General features: G+C 74.4%; 18 protein-coding genes and 1 tRNA gene. 9 read left to right on the top strand and 10 right to left on the bottom strand.

Annotated features, from left to right (window positions below; all coding sequences use genetic code 11):
* Positions 1-6 precede the first annotated feature (6 nt).
* The 3 genes from ACYU8I_RS02270 to ACYU8I_RS02260 all read right to left on the bottom strand — a co-directional run bounded on the left by ACYU8I_RS02270 (position 7) and on the right by ACYU8I_RS02260 (position 3,881).
* Positions 7-2,817: a DEAD/DEAH box helicase family protein gene (locus ACYU8I_RS02270; RefSeq protein WP_460836982.1), complete on the bottom strand. Its 2,811-nt coding sequence runs from the start codon at positions 2,815-2,817 to the stop codon at positions 7-9.
* 67 nt (positions 2,818-2,884) lie between these two features.
* Positions 2,885-3,346: an SRPBCC family protein gene (locus ACYU8I_RS02265; protein ID WP_460836977.1), complete on the bottom strand. Its 462-nt coding sequence runs from the start codon at positions 3,344-3,346 to the stop codon at positions 2,885-2,887.
* A 43-nt stretch (positions 3,347-3,389) separates the two neighbouring features.
* Complete coding sequence (locus ACYU8I_RS02260; protein WP_460836974.1) at positions 3,390-3,881, bottom strand: YajQ family cyclic di-GMP-binding protein; 492 nt, start codon at positions 3,879-3,881, stop codon at positions 3,390-3,392.
* 112 nt (positions 3,882-3,993) lie between these two features.
* Between ACYU8I_RS02260 and ACYU8I_RS02255 the strand changes: the two genes are divergently transcribed.
* Positions 3,994-4,076: transfer RNA gene (locus ACYU8I_RS02255), tRNA-Tyr, on the top strand.
* A gap of 153 nt (positions 4,077-4,229) precedes the next feature.
* Complete coding sequence (locus ACYU8I_RS02250; protein WP_460836970.1) at positions 4,230-4,685, top strand: hypothetical protein; 456 nt, start codon at positions 4,230-4,232, stop codon at positions 4,683-4,685.
* Positions 4,686-4,689: 4 nt separating this feature from the next.
* Here ACYU8I_RS02250 and ACYU8I_RS02245 read toward each other — a convergent pair whose 3' ends face one another.
* Both ACYU8I_RS02245 and ACYU8I_RS02240 read right to left on the bottom strand, forming a co-directional pair.
* Positions 4,690-6,102, bottom strand: coding sequence for a serine/threonine-protein kinase (locus ACYU8I_RS02245; RefSeq protein WP_460836967.1), 1,413 nt, complete (start codon positions 6,100-6,102; stop codon positions 4,690-4,692).
* A gap of 18 nt (positions 6,103-6,120) precedes the next feature.
* On the bottom strand, positions 6,121-6,987 hold the full coding sequence (locus tag ACYU8I_RS02240) for an SGNH/GDSL hydrolase family protein (protein WP_460836964.1): 867 nt from the start codon (positions 6,985-6,987) through the stop codon (positions 6,121-6,123).
* 133 nt (positions 6,988-7,120) lie between these two features.
* On the opposite strand from ACYU8I_RS02240, the gene ACYU8I_RS02235 reads away from it, so the two are divergent.
* The 4 genes from ACYU8I_RS02235 to ACYU8I_RS02220 all read left to right on the top strand — a co-directional run bounded on the left by ACYU8I_RS02235 (position 7,121) and on the right by ACYU8I_RS02220 (position 10,841).
* Complete coding sequence (locus ACYU8I_RS02235) at positions 7,121-8,170, top strand: NAD(P)-dependent alcohol dehydrogenase (protein WP_460836961.1); 1,050 nt, start codon at positions 7,121-7,123, stop codon at positions 8,168-8,170.
* Positions 8,171-8,212: 42 nt separating this feature from the next.
* Positions 8,213-9,013 (top strand): hypothetical protein, encoded by an 801-nt coding sequence (locus ACYU8I_RS02230; protein ID WP_460836957.1) that lies wholly within the window; start codon positions 8,213-8,215, stop codon positions 9,011-9,013.
* A gap of 215 nt (positions 9,014-9,228) precedes the next feature.
* Positions 9,229-10,338 carry a glycosyltransferase gene (locus ACYU8I_RS02225; protein WP_460836954.1) on the top strand — a complete coding sequence of 370 codons (1,110 nt, stop codon included), beginning with the start codon at positions 9,229-9,231 and terminating at the stop codon, positions 10,336-10,338.
* 197 nt (positions 10,339-10,535) lie between these two features.
* The gene (locus ACYU8I_RS02220) at positions 10,536-10,841 is read left to right on the top strand and encodes a hypothetical protein (RefSeq protein WP_460836952.1); all 306 of its coding nucleotides are present in this window, start codon (positions 10,536-10,538) and stop codon (positions 10,839-10,841) included.
* Here ACYU8I_RS02220 and ACYU8I_RS02215 read toward each other — a convergent pair.
* Entirely contained in the window at positions 10,838-10,987 is a 150-nt protein-coding gene (locus tag ACYU8I_RS02215) for a hypothetical protein (protein WP_460836951.1), read from the bottom strand. The genes ACYU8I_RS02220 and ACYU8I_RS02215 overlap by 4 nt on opposite strands.
* A 159-nt stretch (positions 10,988-11,146) precedes the next feature.
* Between ACYU8I_RS02215 and ACYU8I_RS02210 the strand changes: the two genes are divergently transcribed.
* Complete coding sequence (locus ACYU8I_RS02210; RefSeq protein WP_460837221.1) at positions 11,147-11,524, top strand: ArsR/SmtB family transcription factor; 378 nt, start codon at positions 11,147-11,149, stop codon at positions 11,522-11,524.
* A complete protein-coding gene (locus ACYU8I_RS02205; protein ID WP_460836949.1) occupies positions 11,524-12,204 on the top strand; it encodes a cation diffusion facilitator family transporter in 681 nt (226 codons plus the stop codon). The genes ACYU8I_RS02210 and ACYU8I_RS02205 overlap by 1 nt, the downstream gene beginning before the upstream one ends.
* 47 nt (positions 12,205-12,251) lie before the next feature.
* Here ACYU8I_RS02205 and ACYU8I_RS02200 read toward each other — a convergent pair whose 3' ends face one another.
* The 3 genes from ACYU8I_RS02200 to mptB all read right to left on the bottom strand — a co-directional run bounded on the left by ACYU8I_RS02200 (position 12,252) and on the right by mptB (position 17,373).
* Positions 12,252-13,904 carry an exonuclease domain-containing protein gene (locus ACYU8I_RS02200; protein WP_460836946.1) on the bottom strand — a complete coding sequence of 551 codons (1,653 nt, stop codon included), beginning with the start codon at positions 13,902-13,904 and terminating at the stop codon, positions 12,252-12,254.
* A gap of 25 nt (positions 13,905-13,929) precedes the next feature.
* On the bottom strand, positions 13,930-15,960 hold the full coding sequence (locus ACYU8I_RS02195; protein WP_460836944.1) for a hypothetical protein: 2,031 nt from the start codon (positions 15,958-15,960) through the stop codon (positions 13,930-13,932).
* Positions 15,961-16,038: 78 nt separating this feature from the next.
* Complete coding sequence (mptB, locus tag ACYU8I_RS02190) at positions 16,039-17,373, bottom strand: polyprenol phosphomannose-dependent alpha 1,6 mannosyltransferase MptB (protein ID WP_460836940.1); 1,335 nt, start codon at positions 17,371-17,373, stop codon at positions 16,039-16,041.
* Between the two features lie 108 nt (positions 17,374-17,481).
* On the opposite strand from mptB, the gene ACYU8I_RS02185 reads away from it, so the two are divergent.
* Positions 17,482-17,853 (top strand): TfoX/Sxy family protein, encoded by a 372-nt coding sequence (locus ACYU8I_RS02185; RefSeq protein ID WP_460836937.1) that lies wholly within the window; start codon positions 17,482-17,484, stop codon positions 17,851-17,853.
* Positions 17,854-17,862: 9 nt separating this feature from the next.
* Here ACYU8I_RS02185 and ACYU8I_RS02180 read toward each other — a convergent pair whose 3' ends face one another.
* Entirely contained in the window at positions 17,863-18,765 is a 903-nt protein-coding gene (locus tag ACYU8I_RS02180) for a LysR family transcriptional regulator (RefSeq protein ID WP_460836935.1), read from the bottom strand.
* Positions 18,766-18,907 lie beyond the last annotated feature (142 nt).

The following is an 18,907-nucleotide window of genomic DNA, read 5'->3' as shown; positions in this document are numbered from 1 at the left end:
GCGGCCTCAACCCCACTCCCGCCGCACCACGCAGGTGACCGCGAAGGGGTCCTGGCCGCGGTGGGTGGCGAGGACACCCGCGCCGACGGGGGTGTGGGCGTACGTCGCCGGCCCCCCGCCGACCCAGTGCCCCCAGGCGGTGGCGAAGGCGTCGGCGCTGGAGCGGTGGGTGGCGAGCAGCGACGGGACGGTGTGCCAGACCTCGCCGTCGGGCTGCTGCCGACCGCGGTCGCGCCACCCCCGCTCCAGCCCGTCGAGGCCGGCGGGCGGTGCCGTCACCCAGCGGGCGACGACGTAGCGCGGGGAGGCCATCGGCGAGACGACCTCGGCCAGGGCCTCGGCGAAGCGGGCCGAGACGTCCTCGGGGACGCCGTCGAGGCGGTAGGTCTCGCGGCCGTCGGGGGCCACCTCGGCCCGGACGCCGTCGGCGCCGACGGGCGAGAGGCCTGCCGCACGCAGGCCGTCGGCGACGGCGCACGCGACGAGCTGGAGCGTGACCTGGTGCTCGGCCGCGCCCCGCAGCGCCGCGCGTCCCCACAGCGCGAGCCCTGCCGCCGCTGCGAGCGCGAGCAGCACGACGGCGGCGGCGACGACGAGACCGAGCGGGGCGCCGAGGAGGGCGAGCGCGCCGACCAGCACGAGCGCCACCACCGGCGGTACGGCAACAAGTCGCGCGCCGGGCCGTCGGCGGCGCTGCTCGCTCCACGGCACCGACGTCGGCTGCGGGCCGGCCGGGGCCGGGGCGCCCGGCGCGGGGGCGGAGCGGCGTACCCGCAGGACGTGGGTGACCTGGTCGGTGTAGGCGGGGCTGGCGAGCCAGGCCTCGCGGACCGCGTCGCGCTGCGAGGCGCGACGGAGCATGCGGGCGGCCACGGCGTCGAGCTCGTCGGCGGGCGGCGGGTGGTGCTCGGAGAACGCGGAGTCGACCCCGGCGACGCCGTCGACGACGGTGCCGTGCTCGTCGACCGCGAGGTAGCCGGCGTGCTTGCGGGTGAAGCGGCGCCAGTCGTTGGCGCCGGCCGCGTGGCCGTGGTGGACGCACACCACCGACCAGACCTGCGCGACCTTCTCGGGGTGGGCGGGGTCGAGACGCAGCGCCCGCCCGCGGGTCTGCACCACGGCGGTCGGCGTGGTGACGGTGGTGAGGTCGATCAGCGTGGTGACGGCCGGGGCGTCCCAGCCCTCGCCGAGCAGCCCCCGGGTGCCGACCAGGCACTGGGTGCCGCCCTCGGTGAACCACCGCGTCAGGTGGCCGACCCACTGGCCGCTGGTCCACGACCCCTCGAGCCGGGGCACCTCGCCGTCGGTCTCGAGCCGCATCGTGCCGGCGAGCATCGGGTGCGTCTCGCCGAGCCACTCCAGGAAGCGCTCGAGCGTCGCTCGCCCGCCGGCCACGGTGCGGCCGGTGACGAGCACGGGGTCGAGGCCGGCGGCGACGGGGTCGGCGAGCAGGGTCACGAGGACCCCCGTGGCCGACCCGGCGGGCTCGGGCGCGACGCCGTCGTCGTCGGCCACCCGTGCGGACGAGGTGGCGGTGGCGCGCTCGTGGTCGCACAGCACCAGCACCCGGGCCCGGTCGCCCAGGTCGGCGAGCTCGGCGTCGACGATGCTGGTGACGGCCTGCTCCTTGGCGCGCGACCGGGCCGTCACCCGGTCGACGACCCCGCGCCCGGTGCGCACGCCGCGGGACGTCCACGCGTAGCCGATGGCGGGCAGCGCCCGCGCGACCGCCCGCAGCACGCGACGGTCGACCTCCGTCTCCTCGGCGGGCCGCGACTCGTCCTCCGCGCGCGGCTGCACGCACCCGCGCAGCCAGTCGTCGACGAGCAGGCGCCAGTCCTCGGCGGTGGGCTGCTCGCGGTGCCGCTCCTGCGGCACGGCGCCCGGCGGCAGGTCGACCAGACCGGCGTGCGCGAGGCGCAGCAGCGCGTCGGTCAGCGCGGGCTCGCGCGCGGCGAGCGCCTGCCAGGTGGTGGTCTCGCCGATCGGGTCGACGAACCGCTCGCGCAGCCACTGCGGCAGCGGCACCGAGCCGAAGTCGGGGCGGAACAGGTCGGCGACCAGCTCGGCGAAGCGCGTCGACTGCTCGTCGAGCCAGGCGGTCTCCTCGGCGGTGGGTGGCACCACCCACGCGAGCTCGGCGTACGGCGCGAGCACGCCGTCCTTGACCAGGGCCGGGATCCGGGCCTCGTGCAGCACCGGCCCGAACAGGTCGTCGACCAGCTCGGCCTGGGCGCGGCTCAGCGACGCGGGCGGCGTCGCGGTGAGCCCGAGCACGACGGCGTCGGGCAGCTCGCCCAGCACCTCGCGCACCAGCTCGCCCCACACCTCGAGCAGGTGGTGGCACTCGTCGAGGACCAGCAGCAGCGGCCCCGCCTCGCGCATGGTGTCGACCAGCGCGCGGCCGTGGGGGTGGAGCCGCTCGAGCTGGGAGCCAGGGCCGGCGCCCTCGGGCTCGCCGTCACCGGCCTCGGCGTCGGCCTCGTCGAAGACGGCCAGCGCCTGGTACGTCAGCGACGTGAGGCCCTCGCGCAGGTCGCGGCGCTGCCCGGCGGGCGGGCCGTCGTACGCGTCCCAGGTGCGGGCCCACTGCTGCTGGATCGCGGTGTTGGGCGAGAGCACGACGGTGCGCCGACCCAGGAGGCGCGCGACCTCGGTGCCGACGAGGGTCTTGCCGGCCCCGGGCGGCAGCGTGACCCACCAGCGGGTGCTGCCCGCCTCGCGGGCGGCGAGCACGGCGTCGAGGGCCTGCTGCTGGTGGCGACGCAGCGGGTGCGGGCAACGCGCGTCGGCGTACGACGGGACGGGCGGCAGCACCGGCTCATCCTAGGAGCCGGTGCCGCCGAGCCCCGCATGGCGCAGGTCAGGCGGGACGGGAACCGACTCAGCCCGAGACGGCGGACGCAAGCGCGCCGAGGGAGTCCTCGAGCTGGGGCTCGGTGACCAGCGGGAAGGTGATCTTCTCGAGCAGCGCCTGGTCGGTCACGGCCGACCAGTCGTAGGTCAGGGTCACCAGCGTCGAGCCGCTGCCCTGGTCCTCGAGGCGCCAGACCCACTCCCAGCCCGGGGGCTCCTGGCCGGCGGGCGCGGTGCGCCACGCGATGAGGTGGTTCATGTCGAAGCCGGTCACCAGGTTGTCGGTCTGGTACTCGCCGCCCATGTGGTCGCCGGACATGTTCATCCGGAACTGCTGGCCGCTCTTCTCGATCCGGTCGCCGCGCTCGAGGCTGCGCACGAAGCCCGAGCCGTCGAGCTCGGGGTGTCGGTGCGGGTTGGAGAGCACGTCGAAGACCTCGGTGGTGGAGGCGTCGATGGTGCGCTGGACGGTCACGCTCGTGTCGGTCATGTCCTCTCCGGTGCCCAACGCCCGTCGGCGCACCCGGAGCGTCTCAGCGGTAGTTGGTGAACTGCACCGCGAAGTCGTAGTCCTGCGCCTTGACCAGCTGCTGCACGGCCTGGAGGTCGTCGCGCTTCTTGCTGCTGACGCGCAGCTCGTCGCCCTGGACCTGGACCTTGACGCCCTTGGGGCCCTCGTCGCGGATCAGCTTGCCGATCTTCTTGGCGTCCTCGGAGCTGATGCCCTCCTTGAGCGCGATGCCGATCTTGGACTGCTGGCCCGACTGGCGCGGCTCGGAGGCGTCGAGGATCTTCAGCGACTGCTGGCGCTTGACGAGCTTGTCCTTGAACACGTCGAGCACGGCGGAGGCGCGGTCGTCGGAGCTCGCGGAGATCTCGACGGCGTTCTCGCCGGCCCACCTGATCTCGGCTCCGGTGCCCTTGAAGTCGAAGCGCTGGGTGATCTCGCGGGCGGCCTGCGAGAGGGCGTTGTCGACCTCCTGGCGGTCGATCTTGGACACGATGTCGAAGGACGAGTCGGCCATGGCCGGGGGACCTCCTGGGGTCGGGGAGACAGGTCGGGGCGAATTCGGCGGGCGGAGCGCGCTGCGCTATTCTCGTCCCCGCTGCGGCCACCCTACGGGGTGCCGAGCGTCCGGCAGGTTGTCCGAGCGGCCAATGGAAACGGACTGTAAATCCGTCGGCTTATGCCTACGCAGGTTCGAATCCTGCACCTGCCACCGCACCGAGGCCGGCCCCGTCACCACGGGGCCGGCCTTCGTCGTCCGGTGGGTCGCCAGCTGAGTACGAACCCGGATGCGGCCGGCTCCGGGCGGAGGCACCGTGGGTGACGACCGCACCTGCCGGGTGCGGCGTGAGACCTGGAGGCCCCCGTGCCCGCTGTCACCGCCCGACCGTCGTCTCCCGTCCGCTCGCGCACCGGGACCGCCGTGATGGTCCTCTCCAACCTGGTCGCCGGACCGCCCGTGTACTTCGTGGCCTTCCTGTTCTCCTACGGCTTCCGCGACGTCCTCGGTCCGCAGAACCACCTGGCCTTCGTGGCGGCGGTCGGCGTGCTCGCCGTCGTGACGGGCCTCCTCGGCGCGGCGGCGGACGCCGCGGCGACGTCGCGTCCCTTCCGCCGTTCGGCGACGATCGTGGTGCCGGGCTCGTTGTCGTTGAACGCCCTCGTCCTCGCCGCCGGCAGCGTGGTGAGCGCGATGCACAAGCACGACGGGTCCGTCTCGCAGGACTTCTCCACCTCGACCGACGTGCTCGTCGCGGGCGGGCTGCTCGTCCTCGCCGTTGCCTTCGCGCTGACGGCGGCGCGTGCGAGGAGGAGGGGGTGAGCCGTCAGCCGGCGGGGACGAAACCGGCGGAGGTCTCGCCGTCGATCTTGTAGGTGTCGGTCTCGGGGTCGAAGGCGAGCTGCAGCCTCGTCGGGCCGGGGCCGTTGTCCCAGGTGTCGAAGCGCACCTGGTAGGCGATGCGCAGCGTGTCGGGGTCGGCCGAGACGACGTCGGTGACGCGGCCGTTGCTGGCGGGGCCCCAGAACTCGGCGTACGTCTCGAAGCCGCCGCTCTCGCGCTGGAACTTGTCGGTGAGCATCTCCCACGAGCGCGCCGGGTCGTCGCCGGTGGCGGCGACGTAGTCGCTGACGAACCGCTCCATGCCCTCGGCGGTCGGCTCGGCGGCCGGGCCGGCCGAGGCCGAGGGGCTGCCGGCTGCCGGGGCGGAGGTGTCGCCGGCGTCGAGGCGCAGCACCAGCCACACGGCGCCGGCGACGAGCACGAGCGCGGCGACCACCAGCGCGGCGAGGCGCCGACGGTCGTCCCGCCTGGGGGAGGGCTCGGGCGCGGCCACCGGGACCGCCACGTCGGCGGCCGGACCGGTCACGGTCAGCGGGGTCGTCGCCGGCTCGGGCGGCACCACGGGCACCGCGCGGGTGGCGTCGGGGTCGTCCGGCAGGTCGGCCGGCACCGTGCCGTCGCGCAGGAAGTCGCGGACCTGCACCATGCTCCAGCGCCGGTCGGGGTCCTTGGTCATCGCACCGGCGAGCACGGGTGCCAGGGGCCCGGCCTCGGTCAGGCGCGGGGCGGGCTCGTTGACGAGGCGGTAGAGCGTGCCCATCGTCTCGCCGCCCTGGTACGGCGCCTGGCCGCTGAGCACGTGGAACAGCGTCGCGCCCCACGACCACGCGTCGACCCGCTCGTCGCCCCGCGAGCCGCGCGCGACCTCGGGGGCGAGGTACGCCGGGGAGCCGACGACCAGGCCGGTCTGCGTCAGCGAGGGGTCGTCGACCAGCCGGGCGATGCCGAAGTCGGTGAGCTTGGCCTCGCCGCTCGCGTCGACGAGCACGTTGGACGGCTTGACGTCGCGGTGCACCATGCCGACCTCGTGGGCGGCGACCAGGGCGTCGGCGACCTGGCCGAGCAGCCGGGCGGCCTCCTCGGGCGCCAGCGGGCCGTCGTCTCGGACGACGGCGCCGAGGTCGCGCCCCTCGACGTGCTCCATGACCAGCCAGCGGGTGTCGGTCTCCTCGTCGGTGACCACGTCGAGCACCGTCACCACGTGGGGGTGGTGCAGCCGCGCGGCGAGCTGCGCCTCCCGCTCGGCGCGGGCGAGGTCGGTCTCCTCGCCGCCCGGCAGCACCCCGATGCGCTTGAGCGCGACGTCGCGCCCGAGCGCCTCGTCGCGGCCGAGCCAGACGCTGCCGGTGCCGCCGCGGCCGATCGGTCGCACACGGGTGTACCTGCCGGAGATCACCCGACCGACACTAGAGGCTCAGCCGAGCCCGAGGACCGCCTCGGTCTGCTCGGCCATCCCGCTCTCGCCGCGGGCGTTGGGGTGCACGACGACCGCGTTGGTGGTGCCGACGACCGGCTCCACCCAGCGGGTGAGCACCGACTGGCAGGCGTCCTTGCCCTCGCTGACCGCGGCCATGTCGACGTACGTCGACCCGGTGGCCTCGGCGGCGCGTCGGACGGCGTCGTTGAGGGTGGTCTGCAGGGAGCGGAGGTAGGGCACGTCGCCTCGGGCGACCGGGAGCTGCGGGTAGCAGCTGCCGCTGGCCGGCACGATCCAGGGGTAGCCGAGGATCGCCACCCGGGCGTTCGGCGCCGCCTCGCGCGTGGCCTGCAGCGCGCGCACGAGCGAGGGGTACGTCACGTTGCGCACGGTGTCCTCGAACGACGAGCCGTAGCGGCGTTGGCACGGGTTGCCGCGGCCGAGGGTGGTCAGGCCGGCGGTGCCGCACTTGGTGATGGCGCCGATGAAGACGCCGCTGTCGTTGCCGCCGATGGTCATCGTCACGAGATCGGTGTCGGCCGACAGCGCCTTCAGCTGGGCGGGCACGCCGGGGTACTGCGGCGCGAAGTAGTCGCCGGTCTCCGCCGCCCCGCAGGTGACGTCACGCAGCGCGGCGCCCGTGGTGGCGGCCAGGACGTGGGGGTAGTTGCGCGTCGAGCGCAGGCACAGGGGCGAGGCCGCCGGGTCGAGCGGCAGCACGCCGGACGCGGCGCTGTAGGAGTCGCCCAGGGCGACGTACTGCAGCGGGTCCTCCCGGTCGGTGGCCGACGCGGTGCTGGGCGGTACGGCGAAGCCCGCCGCGGCGACGAGGCTGACGACGGTGGCGGCGAGACGACGGCGCACGGGACCTCCAGGTGCTGGTGACGACGGTCACCCTGCCCCTCCCGGACCGCGGCGAAACGTCGCATGTGGCCCGTCGACCGGGGTACGCGAAATCGACGTGCACAACCGAACCGCGAACCCAGGAAGAGGTCACGTGACCACCACCGTCTCCGCCCTGTCCACCCCCAAGGCCGGCGCCGGCTTCGAGACCACCCAGATCGAGCGCCGCGACCTGCGGGACAACGACGTCCGGATCGAGATCGAGTACGCCGGCATCTGCCACTCCGACATCCACCAGGCCCGCGGCGAGTGGGGCGGCGAGAAGTTCCCCATGGTCCCCGGCCACGAGATCCTCGGGAAGGTCGTCGAGGTCGGTGACGAGGTCACCACCCACCAGGTCGGCGACACCGTGGGCGTGGGTTGCTTCGTCGACTCCTGCCTCGAGTGCGAGGCCTGCAAGGACGGCGAGGAGCAGTTCTGCAGCAAGGGGGTCGTGCAGACCTACAACGCCAAGGGCTACGACGGCGAGCCGATGAACGGCGGCTACAGTCAGCAGGTCGTCGTGCGCGACCACTTCGTGGTGCGCATCCCCGACGGCGTCGACCACGCCGCCACCACGCCGCTGCTGTGCGCCGGCATCACGACCTACAACCCGCTCAAGCGCCACGGTGCCGGCCCGGGCAAGAAGGTGGGCGTCATCGGCATGGGCGGCCTCGGCCACGTCGCGGTCAAGATCGCCGCGGCCATGGGTGCCGAGGTCGACGTGCTCTCGCGCTCGGACGCCAAGAAGGAGGACGGCCTGTCCTTCGGCGCCTCCGGCTACTACGCCACCGAGGACGAGTCGGTCTTCGACCAGCTGGCCGGCCAGTACGACCTGCTCGTCAACACCGTCGGCGACGGCATCCCGCTCGACTCCTTCATGGGTCTGCTCGGCCGCGGCGGCGTCATGGTCAACCTCGGTGCGCCGAGCGACAACCTCGAGGTCGGCGCCTTCTCGCTGCTGCCCTTCCGTCGTGCCATCGAGGGCTCGATGGTCGGCGGCCTGCCCGAGACCCAGGAGATGCTCGACTTCTGCGCCGAGCACGGCATTACCGCGACCGTCGAGGTGATCACGGCCGACCAGGTCGACGACTACTACGACAAGGTCGTCCACGGCGACGTGCGCTACCGCGCCGTCATCGACGTCGCCAGCCTGGCCTCCTGAGTCGCTGCGGCGGCGGGAGCACGAGGTCTACCCTCCTTCGTGATGAGCACCTCGACCGCTCCCGCCGCCGTGACCACGCCCCGCGGCCCGCTGACCCAGCAGGTGGCCCACGTCGCCGTCGGTCTGGCCGCGCTGCCCGTGCACCTCGGCGTCGCGGCCGTCCGGATCACCATCGGTGCCGGTGAGCTGCTCGCGCCCGAGGGCGCCGTACGCCGCCGCGGGGGGTGGGCCGACCAGCTCGGCGCACTGCTGGGCGAGGACGGCATGATCGGCAAGCTCGACGCGATGTCGCGCGACCCCGAGAGCCCGCTGGGCCGCGTCGCCGCCCTGTCGAGGGCCGCCGCCCCCGACCGTCCGCTCGGACGGGCGCTCGCGCCGGGCGGCATCCTCGACCGCGTGCTCGGCGAGGACGGCCCGCTGACCCGGCTGCTCAGCGACGGCGGTGCCATCGAGCGGCTGCTCGCCCAGGGCGGGGCCCTCGACCGGCTGCTCGTGGAGGACGGCCCGCTGGAGCGCCTGGTCGCCACCGACGGCCCGCTCGACCGGCTCACCCGCGAGGGCGGGGTGCTCGAGACGGTGCTCGCCGAGGGCGGCCTGGTCGAGCGCCTGCTCGAGGACCGCGGCTTCGTCGAGAAGCTCGTCGCCGACGGCGGCACCCTCGACCAGCTCGTGGCGCTCGGCCCGATCCTCGCCGAGGTGCACCCCCGGCTCGAGGAGCTCGTCGACGTGCTCCCGCAGCTGCACGAGGCGATCGAGTCGATCGGCGTCACCGTCGGCCCGCTCAGCGACCTCGCCAACCGCATCCCCGGCGGCCGTCGTCGCGTCGCCGCCGTCGACTCCTGACCTCGATGTCAGGAACGGGTCGTCGGACCCGGTGCTGGACGACCCGATCCTGACAGCCACGCGCGGATTACCCGCCTGGGCGGGTAATCCGCAGCCCGTCGTCAGGAACGGGTCCCGCGCAGCCACCCGCGACGACCGAGACCTGACAGCGAGGCTGCACCCGCAGGACGCGGGGGCGCCACCGGGCGTCCACCCGCCCCGGGCACCGTGACCGGGTGAGGATCGCCCAGGTCGCCAACTTCGTGGGGCCCACCTCCGGTGGCATGCGCACGGCCGTCGAGGCCCTCGGGCGGGGGTACGCCGCCTCGGGTGCGCGCCGGCTGCTGGTGGTGCCGGGCGCCACCGACGAGGTGCGCGACGGTCCCGACGGCACGGTCGTGCGGCTGCGCGCGCCGCGGGTGGGCGGGGGCTACCGGCTGATCGTCGACCCGTGGCGGGTGACGGCGGTGCTCGACGACTTCGCGCCCGACTCGGTGGAGGTGTGCGACAAGCTGAGCCTGCTGCCGGTCTCACGGTGGGCTCGGCGTACCGGCACCCGGTGCGTGCTGTTCTCCCACGAGCGCCTCGACGCGATGCTGCGGCTGCGGACGGGGTTGACGGCCGGGGTCGACGGCTCGGTCGCGGCCCTCAACCAGGTGCTCCTGCGACGGGCGGACGTGGTGGTGGTGACGTCGCGCTTCGCCCACGGCGAGTTCGCCGCGCCCGCGGCGGCGCAGGGCACGCCGGTGACGACGGTGCCGCTGGGCGTCGACCTCGGGACCTTCGCGCCGCGGCCGCCGCGGCCCCACGACGGGCTGCTCCGGCTGGTGCACCTCGGGCGGCTGTCGCGCGAGAAGAGCCCGCAGCTGGCCGCCGCCACCGCCGCGGCGCTGCACCGACGCGGCGTGCCCGTGCACCTCGACGTGGTGGGCGACGGCCCGCACCGCGCACTGGTCGAGGAGGCCGTCGGCGAGGCGTCGGCGACCTTCCACGGCCACGTCGGCGACCGCTCCCGCGTGGCGGCCCTGGTCTCGGCGGCCGACGTCGCGCTGTCGGTGTGCCCGGGCGAGACCTTCGGGCTGGCCGTGCTGGAGGCGCTGGCGTGCGGCACGCCCGTGGTGACCGCCGACGTCGGCGGCGCCCGTGAGCTCGTCGACGCCGGCTCCGGTGCGTGGGGCGCTGCTGACCCCGAGGCGCTGGCCGACGCCGTGCTCGACCTCGGGGCGTGTCCACGTGAGGTGCGCGAGCGCGGTGCCCGGCTGCGCGCCGAGCAGTTCGGCTGGCAGCGCTCGGTCGACGCCATGCTCGCGGTGCACGCGGGCGGTGCGCTCGCGCTCAGCGGCTGATGAGTTCGGCAGCAAGGTGTGACAGATGAGTAAAACCCGCCTCGGCTGATCGTCGCACCTGCTGACCTACGAGCTGCGCTCAGCGTGAACGCAGCGGTAGGTGGGCGCCCGCACCCCGGAGTCAGCGGCGTGTCGTGGGCGGGCCCGGCGGCTACGTTCGGTGGGTGACACCTTCTGCTGCAGCTGCGGTCCTGGACGTGGAGCTGCTTCTCGTGCCGGACTGCCCCCACGCGGGCACGGCCAGCGAGATGGTCCAGGCCGTCCTCGACGAGCTCGGCGTGCAGGGCCGCGTCATCACCACCGTGGTGAGCAGCGACGCCCAGGCCGAGGCGCGCGGGTTCGTCGGCTCACCGACGTTCCTGCTCGACGGTCAAGATCCGTTCGCCGAGCCGGGCTCCTCGGTCGGGCTCACCTGTCGCATGTACCGCACGCCCGCGGGCTTGGGTGGAGTGCCGACGCTGTCGGCACTGCGCGAAGCGGTGCGCGGCGCAGCCACGCCCTAGCTGTCGTCCTGGTCGTCGCCCCTACGCCGCAGCGCCACCCACAGCCCGCACCGCCGGCAGATGTAGACGCCCTCTCCCAGGGCGTGGAGCGCCTTGCGCGGCTTGGTGCGGCCGCAGCAAGCGCAGCGCTCGCTGGTGGGTTCCATGGCCCGATGCTGTCACGAACTGCCGATGCCGAACCGGCGGTCGCGAACTCGACGCGGTCGGTCGGGTGGTGACGCCAAGACACCGAGCGCTTCGGTCCAGCCCGGTAGCGACACGGGTGGACTGGCGGGCACCGTGCCAGTTAGCATCGGTCGGTGACGATGACACCTGTGATCGACGATGCCCCGACTGCGGACCTTGTGGGTCTCGACGCTGCGAGCTGCTTGTTCCGCGGGTTCAGCGACCGGTCCCGGCTCGCCATCGTGCAGCACCTGCTGACAGGTGAGCACCGGGTCGTGGACCTGACCCGGCACCTGGGCCTGGCCCAGTCAACGATCAGCGGCCATCTCGCGTGTTTGGTCGAGTGCCGCGTCGTTCAGGTGCGGCCTCAGGGGCGGTCCTCGCTGTACTCGCTGACCCACCCCGACCAGACGCTCGCGCTGCTGCGGGCCGCCGAGGGGCTGCTTGCGGCCACCGGTGACGCCGTCACCCTGTGCCACACCTACGGAACCGCCGCGAACTCCTCGAAGGACAACTGATGACCCACCCTGGACCCGAAGCGCCCACTCACACCTCCGCGGCGCTGACCGACGCTGAGACGGAGCGGTTGACGCGCCGCGGGCTGCGGCTCGCGCAGCTGACGGTGGCCTACAACGTCGTCGAGGGCGTGGTCGCGGTCACGGTCGGGCTCCTGGCCGGCCTCGTGTCGGTCGTCGGGTTCGGCATCGACTCCGGCATCGAGTCCATCGCTGCGGTCCTGGTCGGGCTGCGCCTGGCTGCGCGGCTGCGTCACGGTGAGGCAGACGAGGCCAAGGAGCGGCGGACGCTGAAGCTGGTGGCGGTGACGTTCTTCATCCTGGCCGCCTACGTCACCTTCGAGGGTGTCCGCAGCCTCCTCGACGACGAGGAACCCGACCGGTCGGTGATCGCGATGGTCCTGCTGGCCGCCTCGGTGGTCGTGATGCCGATCCTGGCCGCGGCGAAGAAGCGGGTCGGGGTAGCCCTGGGCGGCGACCCGCTCATCCTTGCCGACGCTGCCGAGACCCGGATCTGCGTCCTGCTCAGCATCTCGACGCTGGCCGGCATCGGACTGTTCGAGCTCACCGGCGCCGGCTGGCTCGACCCGGTCGCCGGGTTCGTCATCGCCGCGTTCGCGATCCACGAGGGCCGCGAGGCGTGGGAGGGCGAACTCGTCGAAGACGACGATGACGACGACTAGCCGGGACGCCTACCGCGGTGACCGCCACCTGGGCCGGCCGGCCCGGGCTAGTCGTCGAGGCTGAACCGGCGGCCGCGGACTCGACGCGGCTGCTCGGGGTGGTGGCGTCGGACCGGGACGGGGTTGCCGTCTTCGTCGAGCTCGGTGGCCAGGCGACCCTGCAGCCGGGTGAGGCGTCCGGCGAGCTGGCCGCGCTTGGCGCGTAGCTCGGCCCATCCGTCGGCCGTGTTCCCCGAGCGCAGGGAGGTCGCCTCGTCGCAGACCGTGATCGCGCGCACGAGTGCGTCCTCCCCGCCTGGGGCTGCGAGCAGGGTGGCGTAGGCGGCGACGAGGCGTGGCTGCCGGCCGCCGGCGAGGTGGGCGTAGCGGGCGAACATCTGCGCTGAGCCGTCCTGTCCGGCGGCGCGGTGCTCCTGGTAGACCAGCCACGCGGTCGCCTCCGCCAGGCGCATCCGGCCGTCGGCGGCCCAGGTGGTAAACACCCCGGCACCCAGGTTCTCGCCGTTGAGGCGGAGGAACGTCAGCCGGTTGCCTCGCGCCACGGGTCCGCGAGCGGCGGCCGCGAGGTGGTCGAACCACGAGTCGAGCGGGCACGGACGCCAGGCCCGGCAGTCCGGGCACGCGACCTCCCCGAGCGCCCGCGAGCAGCGGCCCAGCGGGTCGAGGTGACCGCGCCAGTCGTCGTGCCACCGCAGCGCCGCCACACGGCCCGGGAGCTGCTCCAGGAACGGCAGCAGGGACCCGAGGAGCGTGGCAGCGGCGGGTGCGTCGCCGGCGGTGCAGGCGTCGAGCAGGAGCGGTTCGACCGCGGCACGGACCTGGTGGGCTTCGAGCTCCGCGGCAAGGACCCGGTCGGGGGTGTACGGGCACCGGAGCCGTGCGCACCACTCGAGGCCGATCTGCCACGCGCGGATCTCGGCCGGGTCCGTGCTGGCCAGGACGACGGCGTGGCCGGCGGTGTGCTCCTCGGGCAGGTCCACCTCGGCCTCGAGGACCTCCTCGGGGCGCTTCTTGCGGGCCGTGGACCGCAGCGTGGCTGTGCGGGCCGACTTCGCGGCCGCGAGCAGCGTGTCGAGGTCGGTCAGGCCCGCCGCGGCGGCGCGCTCGAGCATGACGATGACCGCGTCCGCGGTCGCTTCGGCGTCCCCACGGGCGGTGTGCGGTGCGACGTTGTGCACACCGAGCGCTGCGATGACGTCCTCGAGCTTGCCGCCCGCAGCGCGGACGTTCAGGTCTCGGACGCGCGCGAGGCGGGCGGTGTCGAGGACTGGAAGGTCGGGCAGTTCGCGGCCGATGAGGCGCAGCTCGTGACGCAGGACGCCGACGTCGTAGCCGGCGTTGTGTGCGACCACGATCACCGTCTCGCCGTCGGTGCCGCGCAGCCGTCGGAGTACGGCTTCGGCGACGGTCTCGAACGGTCCCTCGTCGGCGAGGTCGTCGTCGGTGATGCCGTGGATGCGGAACGAGAAGTCGTCTACGGGGACGCCGGGGTTGACCCGGTGGTCCCACGAGGACGTCCGGCGTCCGCCGCGGCAGGTGACCATCGCGATCTCGATGGCGCGGGTGCTGTCGGCCGATGTCACGGTCTCCAGGTCGACCACGACCAGACGCAGCCGGCCCCACAGCGCGTCGATGGCCGCTGCCAGCGTCGCCGGGGGCTCCACCTGATGCTCGGGCGCGAGCCCTTCCTGGTCGCTCACCGTGCCACCGCGGCTCGGCCGTGCCTCATGCGAGGCCTCGCGACTCGGCGATCTCGGTGATGAGCAGGTTGTCGCGCAGCGAGGAGTAGCGCCCGCCCATCGGGCGCGGGTCGGAGACGTCGCGCAGCGGGACCGTCCAGCCCCCGGCCGTGCTCGCGTCCGCGCGGAGCAGGTTCACGACGTCGGTCAGCTCGTCGAACGCGCCGTGCTCGCGGGCCACGACCAGGTCGAAGAGGCGGTTGGTGCGCTCGAGGTTCCCGAACCCGGTCCGCCGCAGCGCCAGCAGCGGCTGGACCTGGCGGGCCATCACCGTCTCGAGGCCGCCGGTGGACACGGGCACGTGCGGGTAGCCGGCCAGCGCCGAGATCGCAGTCGCGAACTTCGGTTCGTAGTTCCGCCGCCGGCGACGTATCCGGTCCAGCGGGAGGTTCTTTGCGCGGCAGATGTCCTCGAGCTGGTCCCACCACGACGACCAGGCGTCCACCGTGGCGATGGTCTCGCGCGACAGCAGCCCCAGGTGGGTCCGCAGCTCTGGCAGCGGCTCCTTGCCGCCACCGGGCAGCTTCACCAGCGCGCCCCGGGTGTCGGCCAGGCCGGCGCGGACCGCGGCCGCGACATGCCACAGCGACGGCACGAACACCGTCCGGGTGGGGTCGTAGTGGGACTCGATGGCGCGCGCGATGCCGGTGCCGGCATCGGCGACGACGAAGTCGGGGTCGTAGCCGAGCTCGTCGAGGACCAGCCGCCACCCGGCGGCGTTCGACTTCGGCATCGCGCGCACCAGCCGCAGCCGCAGCTTGCGGTCGGCGAACTCGAACGGGGTCGCAGGCTCCGGACCCCACTCGACCTCGGCGGCGACCAGGAGGAAGAACCCCTCGTCGCGGCGCGACTTGCCGCCACCGGCCCGGCCGTAGACGGGGATGTCGTCCAGGAGCAGCACTTGGGGGTTCACGCGGCTCGCACCAGCCGCAGCGAGCTCGTCGAGCCGGGCCCGGTCGGCCACGGCCGCCTCGCGGAGCCGGGTCGCGACGGGCTCGTAGATCACCGGCGAGAACGCCTCGCACCAGTCCGCGGCGATGTGCCACACGTTGTGGCTCTCCGCGCTCCGAGGGTTCTTCGCCCGCCGCGGCCGGGCGGCCTTCCCCGCCGGGCCATCCGGGTCTCCTGGGCCACCTGGCTCGTCGTCGACGACGGCTGCGGGCTCAACCTCGGGCGCGTCGGGGGCCACGACCACGGCCTCCGGGTCGGGCGCCTCGTCCGGCGGCGGCTCCCCGGCAGCCTCCGCTGCCGCCTTGGCGGCGTCGTCGGCGATCTGTTTCTTGGTCCGTCGGCGCCGGCGGTAGCGGGCCCGGTCCTCGAGCACGGCCGTCTCGGTCGCGGTGTCGGTGTCGTCGTCGTCCCATCCCGGCGGCGGGACCGGTGGCGGCGGCTCACCGCGGTCCGCAGCGGCCTCCTCTGCCTCAACGACCGCGTCGGCCTGCCGCGCCGTCAGGCCGGAGCTGACCAGCTCGTCGTGGCGCTCCGCGGTGCGCTCGGCCGTGCGGAGCGCCTGGCGGGACGTATCGGCGTACGACCCACCTCGGGCGAGCTGGGTCAGCGCCCGGGCGACGATCCGTGTCGGCCACGAGTGCCTGCGGGCGACCGCGGTCTCCCCGTGGTGGAACCCGCGGAGCTCCTCACACTCCGGGCACCCACCCTCGGAGGCGTGCACGTGGTCACGCGGGAGCGGCGGGGTGAACGCGTGCGGCTTCGACCCGTCCGCCGGCGTGCAGCGGTAGCGCTGGCGTGGCCGCGGAGTGCGGACCCCGTAGGTGCCGTTGCGGACGACCCTGCTGCCGACGTGCCTGGGGCACGGCGGAGGAGGTGACCACACCCGCGCGCCGATGCCCTCGACGACCGAGAAGCTGTGGATGTCGCCGCCCTTGGGCACGCACCGGTAGCGGCGCCGGGTGCCGCTCTCGGTCTCGTACGTGCCGATGGACCCAACCCGGGACCCGGGGTGGTGGTTGCAGCGCATCTCCGGCGCCTGCTTCGGCCGCCCGCCCTTGCCCGCCACCGGCCTCGCACCCTCTCGATCACCTCGAAGGGTCAGCCTAGCCAGTTTTACTCAGCGCATCACACCTTGCTGCCGAACTCAGCGGCTGACGAGCTCGCGCACGCGGGTGCGGTGGGGGTCGAGCACGAGCAGCAGGGTCGCCACGGCCACCGCGAGCGCGGTGCCGACCACCACCACGAGGTAGAGGCCGTGCAGCGAGGAGTCGAGGGGCGCCGCGACGCCGCCGACGAGCCCGACCGCGACGAGCAGCCAGGTGGGCCGCGGGCCGAGCCGCAGCACGGCGAGGAGCGGCAGCAGCCACAGCAGGTACCACAGGTGCACCACCGGTCCGAGGAGCAGCACGGCACCGATCGCCAGCGCGGTCGCCCGCACCGCGGGGGCCGGTCGGCCGGTCGGGGCGCGGAGCGCGACGGCCAGCACCACCCCGGTGGCGACGACGAGCCCCAGCGTGCGCAGCGCCGGCTGCACGCCGAGCCCGGCCCCGAGCACGCTGGTGAGCGACAGCGGGGTGGTGAAGGTGCCCGGCACGCCGAGCGCGTGCACCCACCCCACGCCCAGGCCCGACGGCACCCCCACGGCCACGGTCACGCCGACCGCCACCCCCGCCACGGCGGCGCCGCGCGCGAGCCGGGTGAGCAGGGGTGCCGCCACCGGCAGGGTCAGCAGCACGACACCGACGCCCCCGAGCAGCCCCGGCGCCTTCACCGCCGTCGCCGCCCCGACCAGCACGGCGCCCGCCACCCAGCCCCGGTCGCGGGCCACGACGAGGGCGGCGGCCACCAGACCGACCACCAGCACGTCGTTGTGCAGGCCCCCGACGCCGTGCGCCAGCAGGATCGGGCTCGGCAGCACCAGCGCGCTGGCCCGGGTGCCGTCGACGCCGCTCCACACCGCGAGCCGCGGCAGCGCCCACGCGAGCAGGGCGACCCCGACCAGGGCGACGGCGCGGTGGGCGAGCACCAGCAGGTACGGGTCCTGCGTCACGCCGGCGGCCAGGCCGCCCAGCTGCAGCGTCAGCGGTCCGTACGGCGCGGGCGTCGTCTGCCAGACCGGGTCGACCGCGTCGCCCAGCGGGCTGCCCGAGAGCAGCGACGGCGTCCAGACGTACGGCGAGACCCCCAGCGACGTCAGCGCCCCCTGCGCCGCGTAGCTCCAGCCGTCGTTGCTGAACAGCGGCGGCGCCGGCAGCAAGGGCAGCGTCCACAGCGCCGTCGCCGCGTGCACCCGCCGCAGCGACACCTCGCCGAGCGAGGCGCCCGCGCACAGCTCGAGCCACGCCGAGCCGACGAGCCCCAGGCCGGCCAGCACCACGACGAGCGCCGCCATCCGACCCGCGGTGGTGCCGTCGAGGACCGCGAGCGGCAGCGACCCGAGCAGCACGAGCACCGATCCGGTGAGACCACGGGACAGCACCCGCGCAGTGCACCGGACGGGGGTCGCCGGTGCGTGTACGCCGACCGCCCCCGCCACGACGGCACGGTGAACGTCTCGCCGGCTGGACACGTGGGTCACACTGGCCCCATGCCGTACGACGCCGAGCTGGCCGAGCGGGTCAGGGACGTGCTCGAGACCACTCCCGGGCTCGACCGTGACGTGGTGAGCGAGAAGCGCATGTTCGGCGGGCTCGCCTTCCTGGTCGACGACCTGATGGCGCTCGCCGTCACCCGCGACGGCCTGATGATGCGCGTCGACCCCGAGGCCGAGGAGCAGCTGCTCGCCCGGCCCGAGGTGGAGCCGATGGTCATGCGCGACCGGCCCGTGCACGGCTGGGTGCTGGTGGGTCCGTCGGGGTGCGAGGGCACCGACGACCTCCGCTCGTGGGTCGACCTCGGCGTCGGGCGCGCGCAGGGGCTGGCCGCCGACGTGCTCCTCGAGCAGCAGCGCCACGCCTGAGCCGGCCGGTCAGGCCGGGGCGAGCGTGCCCGCCCGGGCGACGAGCGCCGCGGCGAGGTCGCGCACCGCACCCCGTGGCGGCCGCGGCCGGTGCAGCAGCGTCAGGGTGACCACGGTGTCGTCGCCCGCGACAGGCCGGGTGGTGATCAGTCCCGCCCGCAGCAGCGGGTCGTCGGCGACGCTGTAGTCGGGCAGCAGCGTGACGCCGAGTCTCTCCGCGACGGTCGCCTTGCCGCGCGCCGCGCCGTCGGCGGTGTACGCCGGCGCGGGTGGCCGGTCGCCGAAGAGCCGCGCGGCGTACCGGCTCATCGCGTAGCCGTCGCGCATCGCCACGAAGCGCTGGGTGCGCAGGTCGTCGGGGTCGACCTCGCCGGCGTCGGCGAGCGGGTGACCGCTCGGGAGCACCACCACGGGCCGCCCGCGCAGCAGGGGAGTGGCGTGCAGGCCGGAGGGCAGCACCTCTCCGGGCAGGGTGTTGACCAGGCCGAGGTGCAGGGTGCCCTCCGCGAGGCCGTCGGCGATGGCGTGCTGCTGCAGGTCGTGCACCTCGACGCGGGCCGACGGGTCGCGCTCGCCGAAGGCCCTCACGGCGGGCACGAGCAGGCTGGAGGTGGCGGCGTCGACGCTGCCGACCCGCACCACCCGATCGACGAGCCCGGTGCCGCCCGCGGCGGCGCGGAGCCGCGCCACGGCCTCGAGCACCTCGCTCACCGGGCCGAGCAGCTCGCGACCGGCCGCGCTGACGACCGTGCCGGAGCGCCGCCGCTCGAGCAACGTGGTGCCGAGCTCGACCTCGAGCTTGCTGAGCGCCTCGCTCAGGGCCGGCTGCGACAGGTGCACCTGAGCCGCGGCGCGCCGCAGCGACCCGTGCTCGACCACCGCGACCAGGCACTCCAGCTGCTCGACCCGCACGTGCTGCTCCTCCCGGCCTGCCGGGGTGCAGGCGAAACCTGCCGTCCCCCGGACGGTGCCGACACCCGGCACGCGATAAAGTCATGTAACCGAGTCAAGTTTACTCGGTTTCGTCCGCGCCCGTCGCCCGACCCGGAGGTCA

The sequence above is a fragment of the Nocardioides marmoraquaticus genome (assembly GCF_054777915.1).
The sequence above is the reverse complement of the archived record's forward strand: the minus strand, read 5'-3'. Positions and strand labels throughout refer to the sequence as shown.

Excerpts from the sequence above, each read along its gene's own strand:
- ACYU8I_RS02265 (WP_460836977.1), bottom strand. The coding sequence starts at position 3,346 with ATGACCGACACGAGCGTGACCGTCCAGCGCACCATCGACGCCTCCACC.
- ACYU8I_RS02260 (WP_460836974.1), bottom strand. The coding sequence starts at position 3,881 with ATGGCCGACTCGTCCTTCGACATCGTGTCCAAGATCGACCGCCAGGAG.
- ACYU8I_RS02230 (WP_460836957.1), top strand. The coding sequence starts at position 8,213 with ATGAGCACCTCGACCGCTCCCGCCGCCGTGACCACGCCCCGCGGCCCG.
- ACYU8I_RS02215 (WP_460836951.1), bottom strand. The coding sequence starts at position 10,987 with ATGGAACCCACCAGCGAGCGCTGCGCTTGCTGCGGCCGCACCAAGCCG.
- ACYU8I_RS02210 (WP_460837221.1), top strand. The coding sequence starts at position 11,147 with ATGACACCTGTGATCGACGATGCCCCGACTGCGGACCTTGTGGGTCTC.
- ACYU8I_RS02205 (WP_460836949.1), top strand. The coding sequence starts at position 11,524 with ATGACCCACCCTGGACCCGAAGCGCCCACTCACACCTCCGCGGCGCTG.
- ACYU8I_RS02185 (WP_460836937.1), top strand. The coding sequence starts at position 17,482 with ATGCCGTACGACGCCGAGCTGGCCGAGCGGGTCAGGGACGTGCTCGAG.